Annotated in this window: 8 protein-coding genes; 4 read left to right on the top strand and 4 right to left on the bottom strand. The window is 43.5% G+C overall.

What is annotated here, in order from left to right; all coding sequences use genetic code 11:
* Nucleotides 1-163: 163 nt before the first annotated feature.
* Nucleotides 164-346, bottom strand: coding sequence for a hypothetical protein (locus O9X84_RS19265; RefSeq protein ID WP_269521278.1), 183 nt, complete (start codon nucleotides 344-346; stop codon nucleotides 164-166).
* 384 nt (nucleotides 347-730) lie between these two features.
* On the opposite strand from O9X84_RS19265, the gene O9X84_RS19260 reads away from it, so the two are divergent.
* Nucleotides 731-1,498, top strand: a complete 768-nt coding sequence (locus O9X84_RS19260) for a leishmanolysin-related zinc metalloendopeptidase (RefSeq protein ID WP_269521277.1) — start codon at nucleotides 731-733, stop codon at nucleotides 1,496-1,498.
* Between the two features lie 421 nt (nucleotides 1,499-1,919).
* Nucleotides 1,920-4,490: a TonB-dependent receptor plug domain-containing protein gene (locus tag O9X84_RS19255; RefSeq protein WP_269521276.1), complete on the top strand. Its 2,571-nt coding sequence runs from the start codon at nucleotides 1,920-1,922 to the stop codon at nucleotides 4,488-4,490.
* A gap of 91 nt (nucleotides 4,491-4,581) precedes the next feature.
* Here the strand turns inward: O9X84_RS19255 and O9X84_RS19250 are convergent, their stop codons facing one another.
* Nucleotides 4,582-5,139 carry an acyl-CoA thioesterase gene (locus tag O9X84_RS19250; RefSeq protein WP_269521275.1) on the bottom strand — a complete coding sequence of 186 codons (558 nt, stop codon included), beginning with the start codon at nucleotides 5,137-5,139 and terminating at the stop codon, nucleotides 4,582-4,584.
* Between the two features lie 195 nt (nucleotides 5,140-5,334).
* Between O9X84_RS19250 and O9X84_RS19245 the strand changes: the two genes are divergently transcribed.
* A complete protein-coding gene (locus tag O9X84_RS19245) occupies nucleotides 5,335-5,958 on the top strand; it encodes a flavin reductase family protein (RefSeq protein WP_269521274.1) in 624 nt (207 codons plus the stop codon).
* A gap of 114 nt (nucleotides 5,959-6,072) precedes the next feature.
* Nucleotides 6,073-6,729, top strand: a complete 657-nt coding sequence (locus O9X84_RS19240; RefSeq protein WP_269521273.1) for a cupin domain-containing protein — start codon at nucleotides 6,073-6,075, stop codon at nucleotides 6,727-6,729.
* A gap of 682 nt (nucleotides 6,730-7,411) precedes the next feature.
* Here O9X84_RS19240 and O9X84_RS19235 read toward each other — a convergent pair.
* Complete coding sequence (locus O9X84_RS19235) at nucleotides 7,412-7,735, bottom strand: hypothetical protein (RefSeq protein ID WP_269521272.1); 324 nt, start codon at nucleotides 7,733-7,735, stop codon at nucleotides 7,412-7,414.
* Between the two features lie 98 nt (nucleotides 7,736-7,833).
* Complete coding sequence (locus tag O9X84_RS19230; protein ID WP_269521271.1) at nucleotides 7,834-8,280, bottom strand: hypothetical protein; 447 nt, start codon at nucleotides 8,278-8,280, stop codon at nucleotides 7,834-7,836.
* Between the last annotated feature and the right edge of the window lie 155 nt (nucleotides 8,281-8,435).

The following is an 8,435-nucleotide window of genomic DNA, read 5'->3' as shown; positions in this document are numbered from 1 at the left end:
GTAGGAGTTAATTTACTTATTGCGTCACCAACAATGGCGATATGAAGTATGCAGGAGCCGTATACGAGGCCCGTACGTACGGTTCTGTGAGAGGGATGAGGCGGTGACGCCTCACCCTACTCGATGTGTCTAAATCACCAAAGAGAATAGGTAAGAATGTTCGTTAAGACACAACCAACAGCTGAGGATTAATCTCCTGAACGGTTTGGGAAGTCACCTCATCGTGATAGCCCTTTTGTGCTAAAAGTGCTTTGAGTTCGTCGCGTGTAGCGCACTGCTTATGTTTGGCAAGGGCAATGGCTTCGATGACGCACGAAAGATGTACGGAAGATTGTGTTTCGGTCATGTGAGATTCTCTTTAACTACTGAGCTCTTTAACTTTTAGGCTCTTAAACTTCTGAATATGCTGTCACTGTGTCTTTCTAATAAGACAGCAGCGTGACGTTTGTATTACCTTTCTGTTACCACAAATTCTTACACGTGGTTTCGCATCATGTGAGGTGGTTTTTGTATCATATAGAGCTTTGTAAGATTGAAGTCTGAAAGTGGTTCATATTAATAGAGCCATTGAAGTTTCATGTTCATATTTATTACAAGTAATTTGAAATGGTGTCGGCTTTTTTTACATTTTTTATTTCACTTCAATCCTTAGCTTTGATTAATAACCCCTTTTTTATTGGCTAGCCTATTGCATAATTTTATTTCACACCTGGCTTTTTTGGGCATCACTATGAAGCACCTATTCCAAATTTTAGCTGTATTAGTTGTTCTACTACCTTCTGCAAAGTCACATGCTGGCATAATCAACATTAACATTACAGGCGGCGCGGGATTATCGCCCTCTCAAGCTGCGTTGTTTCAAACCGCTGTCGACTTTTGGGACTCTACATTAATAGGCACACAGCAAAACATTGATGTAAATATGGAAATAGCTGCATCTGCGCCAGCCATCGATGGCCCTGGCAATGTTTTAGGCCAAGCAGGGCCAACGAGAGGCTCGTTCTACGACGGAGGCGTTTACGTTACCCAAGGTATTATGGAGTTTGATACCGCCGACTTAGGCGTTCTTGAAAACAGAGGCACGCTGCTTGATGTAATAGTGCATGAAATGGCTCATGTTATTGGGTTTGGTACCATATGGGGCTTTTTTGATGATCTCTATGTATTAGATTCTGGTGAGTATCTGGGTGAATTTGCACTAGCCATGTACCAAGAAGAGTTCGATGCCAATGCGTCATTTGTTCCTATTGAGCTTGATGGTGGGCCTGGGACTGCGAACGGGCACTGGGATGAAGCATGGGCCGGCGGAAGGTTCGACTTGCTAACAGGGTTCCTCGATAGCCCTACCACTATTAGTAACACTACACTTGCTGCATTTGCAGATATTGGCTACATAGTAAAATTGCCTGATGGCAGAATAATAGGGGCGAATGCGCCAGCAACTTTTGCTTTATTTGGTCTGTGCGTCGTATTTTTGATTCGCCGAAAACTAAGCTGACTTCGATCTAGGGTTCATGCTTGTATGAATGAGAGTAGAGTGATTCACATATGTGGTGTTACGGTGTGATGAATCTACTCTTATGTAATTCTTATGTCTCTCATGTAATTCTCATTTAACTGTCGTTTTACTCTCACTTTTATCATATGTTATTACTACTTTAGTATTGAATCTCTTCTACCCTCTGTGTTTTACTTCGCGACGTGAGCGACGTAGCAGCATCTAAAACGTCGTGTATTAATATTCTTCTAATAATAAAAAACGCTTTTTCTAACAAATTTCATTTGTTTTGGTTTAGAGAAAGTAATCACCCTTTAATTCGTTTGTACCTTCAACGACACAGGCATCTCTGTGTTCTGTCGTTGAATACTTGTGCACTTATACACATTTTCAATACGTTCTCAAACTCAGGAATATCACAATGCAACAGACAAAACATAGCGCTATGGTTTTCAAGCTATCGATCATTGCAAGTGCGATGGCAGGGCTTGCCGTTTCCTCTCCATTGCATGCACAGCAACAAGACTCAGAGCAAGCCAGCTTCGAACAAGAAGTAGAGCAAATACAAATTGTGGGCTCTCGCCGAGTAGGGCGCACTATTAACGACTCGCCAGTGCCTATTGATATTATTGATGCATCATCGATAGAGGCCACCGGGTTAACCGAAACCAACATGATCTTAAACTCGCTGCTGCCGAGTTTTAACTTTCCTCAGCCTTCTATCACAGATGGCACCGACCATGTGCGCCCAGCGCAACTTCGCGGCCTAGCACCCGATCACACATTGGTATTAGTAAACGGTAAACGCCGCCATACCTCTGCGCTGTTAAACTTAAATGGCTCAGTCGGTCGTGGCTCTTCTGCTGTCGATTTGAACGCTATTCCAGCAAACGCGATTAAACGTATTGAAGTATTACGCGACGGCGCAGCAGCGCAGTATGGTTCAGACGCCATAGCGGGTGTTATCAACATTGTGCTAAAAGATGCGAGTGAAGGCGGCGATATTTCCGCAACCTATGGTGCAAACGTAACCACAATGGACGGCGTGCCAAATCTAAACGGTGTCACTACCAATGCTCAAGGCGACCTAGCATTCAATACAGGCTCTGATAGAGAGCTAACCGACGGTCAAACTTTTACCCTGCGCGGCAACGTTGGTTTTGAATGGGGCGATGATGGATTTGTTAACGTATCGGCGGAATATCGCGATCGCGGGCAGGCAAATCGAGCCGATTTCGACCAGAGAGAAAACTATGCTCGAGATGCCAACGGTAACATCGATGAAAGAGAGTTAACCGTTAATCGCTACAATCACGTGTATGGCAATGGCGAAGTTGAAGACTATGCCTTATTTGTAAACGCTGGTAAGGGTCTTACCGATGACATTGAGTTTTATGCTACTGCTGGGCTAAGTAGTCGTGATTCCTTAGGTGGCGGCTTTTATCGTCGCGCAAAGGACAGCCGAAACATTGTAGATATTTATCCCAATGGCTTTTTACCGTCTATCCAAACAGATATCTCTGACATGTCACTTATCACCGGCATAAAAGGGTATGGTGATGTATGGAATTACGACCTGTCTTTAACTCACGGCAGCAACGAATTGGAATACAGCGTAGTAAATAGCCTAAACACCTCGTTAGGCGCCACCAGTCAGACAGACTTCAACGCAGGCACACTGGAATACAATACCACTATATTCAATGCCGACGCGTCTCGACTTGTAGATACTGGCGTATTCTACAGCGAAATGAATTTTGCGATGGGCGCGGAATATCGCCACGAGAGCTATGACATTACTGCGGGGGAAGAAAACTCGTACATTCGAGGCACATTTGGGCCTGGTGGTGCAGTGACCGACCCAGTTGACGGGCCTTTCGGTGCTGCTGGCTCTCAGGTATTTCCTGGTTTCACTCCAGCCTCTGCCGGTGACAACAGCCGAAATAACTACAGCATTTATGTAGATGTAGAAGCTGATGTCATTGAAAACTGGAATGTTGCTGTTGCTGGTCGTTTCGAAGATTACTCTGATTTTGGCAGTACGTTTAACTGGAAGGTGTCGCAGAGATACACGCTAAGCGATGCTTTTGCACTTCGCGCATCGATATCAACCGGTTTTCGAGCCCCCTCATTGCAGCAGCAGTACTTTACCTCTGTGGCTACCACATTTGTTGACGGAGAGCCTACTGAAACGGGCACATTCGCTCCTTCGAGTGATGTGGCACAAGCGCTAGGTAGTCCAGGCCTCGACGCCGAAGAGTCAAATAACTACAGTGCCGGTTTTACCTATTCACCCACTGCCGACTTTAATTTAACGGTAGATTTCTACCGCATTGATATTGATGATCGCATTGTGTTGTCGAACAACCTTTCAGGCCAAGCTATTGAAAGCCTGCTTGAAGGTACTGGTGCAACCCGCGCACGATTCTTCTTAAATGCCATTAATTCCAGAACCCAGGGTGTAGACATTGTTTCCACCTACACGCTGAATACCTCAGATTTTGGTGCATTTAATTTTAATGCTGGCGTTAACTTTAACGACAACGAAGTCACAGATATTTTGGACGCACCAGCAGTGCTTCAAGGGGCAGGCTTTGATCAAGGTAATTTATTCTCAGATGTAGAGTTACGCCGATTCGAGACAAGCGCTCCAGATAGCAAAGTTAACCTAGGCGTTACCTGGTCTTACGATATCTATTCAACCACGCTGCGAACAACTCGCTACGGTGAGGTTGAAGACCCGTCATCGGTTGAAGCACGAAATGAGATAATACCGTCTGAGTGGATTACAGATCTTGATGTACGCGTTGCGATTACCGACCAACTGGCTGTGTCGGTAGGTGCAAACAACCTCTTTGATGTGTACCCAGAAGCAACGCGAGATCTTGTAGATGAAGTAACCACGTTCTCGAACATATTCCCGTACTCAAGCTTTTCGCCATACGGTTTCACTGGGCGCTATGTGTACGGTAAAGTGTCGTATAGCTTTTAGTATTGGCTAACACTACCTGATACTTTGTTTTAAAAAAGCCTCGCTGTGCTCTAAAGTGCAGCGAGGTTTTTTAATACCAAATCCTGCAAGTTTAACCGTCTTTGTCAAACGTGATATTGGCTCGGTGCTTGTCTACTAGCGCAAAATCTTCTTCAGGAATAAATGCGTCATAATCACGCTGAAGTTTTATCTGTGCTTCTTTACGTATTTTGCTGCGTCTAATTGCCGTAACGAAATTGCGCATTTCTTTATGGTTGGAAAGTTCTAATTCTGGCACTTGCACGGGTGAGCCGCTATCGTCTTTTGCCACCATAGTGAAAAAGCTATTATTGGTGTGTTTAACGTTGTTCGTTTTAATATTTTCAGTGGTTACTTTAATACCTACTACAAGGGATGTATTGCCAACAAAATGTACCGTGGCATCTAGATGCAGTAAATCACCTACTTCAACGGGCTGTAAAAATTCTACGCCATCTACGGTAACGGTAACGCAATACGCACCGGCGTGTTTACTCGCACATGCATAAGCCACCTTATCCATTAGCGATAAAATAATACCGCCATGCACTTTACCGCCAAAATTAGCGTAGGAGGGCACCATGAGTTCGGTTAAACGAGTTCGAGAAAATGCAACATTGCGAGGATTCATGTACTACCTTATTGTCAGTGAATGAAACAAACGACCAAAACGATCGGATAAGTAAAACGCGCGTATTATCACTGGTAGCAAATGTATTAATAACGCTAGCGAAGTTTGGTCGATTTACTGGTCACGATTTTTCTGTTTAGGGTAAGCCCCTGTGTTTACAATAAATAAACTAACAATATTTGTGAAGGAATGGTTTTGTCTTCAACACATTTTTATCAGCCGAAAGACGGACATGGCTTAGCCCACGATCCGTTTAATGCCATTATTGCACCTCGTCCTATTGGTTGGATTTCCACACAATCTACTGAAGGCGTTCTTAATTTAGCGCCCTACAGCTTTTTTAACGCTTTGAATTACACGCCTCCTATTATTGGCTTTTCCAGTGTGGGCGATAAAGATTCACTTAGTAACGCCAGAGAGACGGGAGAGTTTTGTTGGAACTTGGTATCTAAGCATCTTGTTGATGCCATGAACGAAACGAGCAGGCCGTTGTCTCCTGAGGAAAGCGAGTTTTCAGCATCAGGGTTAGGCACCGCTAGCAGCCAGGTTATTGCGGTTCCACGGGTGAAAGAAAGCTTAGTGTCGATGGAGTGTAAGGTTACTGACATTACTCAATTAAAATCGGCAAAAGGCGAGTTGGTGAACAGCTGGTTTATTATGGGGGAAGTGGTTGGTGTACACATCGACACCTCACTCATTGAAGATGGCGTTTACAAAACGTTGAAGGGTGAACCCGTTATGCGCGGCGGCGGTGCAGGCGACTACTTTTCTATTAGCGAAAGTAACTACTTTGAATTGCGCCGACCAGACGCAAAATAATTGAGTTACGTAGCAGCGCCAATTTTAAGTGCTTAATATGAGCGCCAACTATAAGCGCTAACTATAAACGCTAATTATAAGCGGCAAATTAAAACGTTAGCTAGGGTAAGTAGCATGTTAAATATGAATTTTGATGAGCGGCTGGTAATAAATACTCAGCCGATGGAATGGCAGGCATCGCCATCGAGTACAGTATGGCGTAAACCGCTAGAGCGAGAAGCGAAAGAGTCGGGGCATACTACCAGTGTGGTTAAGTATGAAGCTGGCGCGAGTTTTAGTGAACACGGTCACCCCTTCGGTGAAGAGATTTTTGTTTTAGAAGGCGTGTTTTCTGATGAGAATGGCGATTATCCTGCGGGTACCTATTTACGCAATCCACCGGGCAGTAAACATAGCCCGTTTAGTAAAGAGGGGTGTGTAATACTGGTAAAATTAAACCAGTTCGACCAGCGCGATCTGCAAGAAGTGAGAGTAGATACACATAATACGCCCTGGCTTCAGGGGCAGGGCGGTTTGCAGGTAATGCCTCTGCACAACTTCGAACACGAGCATGTTGCATTGGTTAAATGGCCAGCCAAAGAGGTGTTTAAACCCCATAGGCACTTTGGCGGCGAAGAGATATTTGTGTTATCTGGCACATTTAAGGATGATGCGGGTGAATACCCCACAGGTACCTGGATGCGAAACCCGCACATGAGTCAGCATCATCCGTTTGTTGATGAAGAAACCGTGATTTGGGTGAAAACAGGCCACTTGCCAGTAGCGTTGTAAGCTGGTGCATGCAAACATCGAGTAGGGTGAGGCGTCACCGCCTCATCCCTCTCACAGAACCTTACGTACGGGCCTCGTATACGGCTCCTGCATACTTCATATCTCCATTGTTGGTGACGCAATAAGTAAATTAACTCCTACCGCGTGCCATATGGGGGTAATGTAAGTCCAACACTGTGGTAAAATTCAATGCGGGCTTTGGCGTTCTAGCCATATGGCAATCTACCAAAGTTATCTACAAATACTTCCCATATACGAGCGTTGTCATCAGTAACCCTATTCCTAGCGCACCAACTCGACGTCTCCTGTTGATCAAACAGCTTGTGTATACGTGTATAAACCTCATTACTCATTACAGTCTTAAAGTGTGCGTTGACAATAAAGTGTGCGTTGACAATAAAGTGTCATACTAAACAAAAAAGTATTATACTTTACAATAAACTATCATACTTTGGGTTCGGCCTTTCGGCGGGGTTTGACGTAAAGCAGACATAAGATATTAGCTAATTGATTAACGGCAATGAGCGAATTGCAGACATAGTTGATATTTTAATTTTGATTGAACTATTTCTCTAAAGCAGACATTAACATCTAACTAATGGGCGCATATATGGCGCGCATAATGCCGAAGGCGCGCCATGAATGTGTCCCAGCGACCGAAGGGAGTGCGTTCAGTTTTTTGTTAGGAGCCCTCATACGAATACACTTTTTTGCCGAATACAGTTAAATGTTGAACGAGCTCTATATTCTTACCAACAGGGCAAGGCTGATCGCATGTAACTGTCACAATGTTTCCGTTTGACAATAAAGCTTTTGCCCTATCCTCGACCCCAATGCTTCTTCCACCATAAATTTTCTGATTCGTTGATAAAATTTCTCCGTAAACCCTGACCTGCTCAAACCCTTTAAAAGAAAATACTGCTATCAACAAAACGAATAGCCCACTAAATATCAATATGTTTCTAGTGATAGGATTTCTATTAAAATAATCAGCTAAACTACCCATGACACCTACCACTCAGTTAAGGAGTTAGCAGGTTATGGCGTGGCAGTTGCGAATGCAAGTGGCATGTCATGAGCTGATAATCTCTGTTTAATGTATTGTTAGGCTTGATGCCACATTTGTTTATTTGGCAGTTGCAATTTAAAAGCTCTTATACTCCCAACTACAGACTTTATGATTACCCAGACTACAATAAGTACGAATGGAAGTAAGAATACTAAACCTAGAATACCAGATGTGAATATTGCTATGGGATCAAAGGTCAATACACCGAAACCAAAAATAGTTAAGGTTACGCTAAGCAGCACTGAGATTATAAAGTACTTAATGAAGTAACTCATTGCTCTATTCACGTGCGTTGAAATGAATTGATTTTCATGATTTCGATTTACAAAATGATAAATAATGAAAGGTAGAAAAGTAAAGAAACTAAGCTTGAGCCCAAAAATGTTTATGCTGTAGTTTCCTAAAACATCTCCATTAAGCACAATTACCAAAACCATTAGATAAGGTAGTGCAGCCATCCATTTTATTCGATCAGTATTCATATAACCTCCATTGTTAAATTTTCGAGCCTAACGAATGATATGGACTCCCCCACCTTTTCGGCATCAATGTGCCATATTGAAAGTGCGAAGTTTCAACAAAAGTGGAGAGTCCATATGTCCTTAATTAAAGTCGTTGGCGTTGATTTAGCCAAATT

The organism is Alteromonas sp. BMJM2, from assembly GCF_027257845.1.
Lineage (GTDB): Bacteria > Pseudomonadota > Gammaproteobacteria > Enterobacterales > Alteromonadaceae > Alteromonas.
Note: the sequence above shows the minus strand (reverse complement) of the source record. Positions and strands in the feature narration are given on the sequence as shown.

Bases quoted from the DNA above. Each gene is read 5' to 3' on its own strand.
- O9X84_RS19265 (WP_269521278.1), bottom strand. From the start codon at position 346: ATGACCGAAACACAATCTTCCGTACATCTTTCGTGCGTCATCGAAGCC.
- O9X84_RS19260 (WP_269521277.1), top strand. From the start codon at position 731: ATGAAGCACCTATTCCAAATTTTAGCTGTATTAGTTGTTCTACTACCT.
- O9X84_RS19255 (WP_269521276.1), top strand. From the start codon at position 1,920: ATGCAACAGACAAAACATAGCGCTATGGTTTTCAAGCTATCGATCATT.
- O9X84_RS19250 (WP_269521275.1), bottom strand. From the start codon at position 5,139: ATGAATCCTCGCAATGTTGCATTTTCTCGAACTCGTTTAACCGAACTC.
- O9X84_RS19240 (WP_269521273.1), top strand. From the start codon at position 6,073: ATGTTAAATATGAATTTTGATGAGCGGCTGGTAATAAATACTCAGCCG.
- O9X84_RS19235 (WP_269521272.1), bottom strand. From the start codon at position 7,735: ATGGGTAGTTTAGCTGATTATTTTAATAGAAATCCTATCACTAGAAAC.
- O9X84_RS19230 (WP_269521271.1), bottom strand. From the start codon at position 8,280: ATGAATACTGATCGAATAAAATGGATGGCTGCACTACCTTATCTAATG.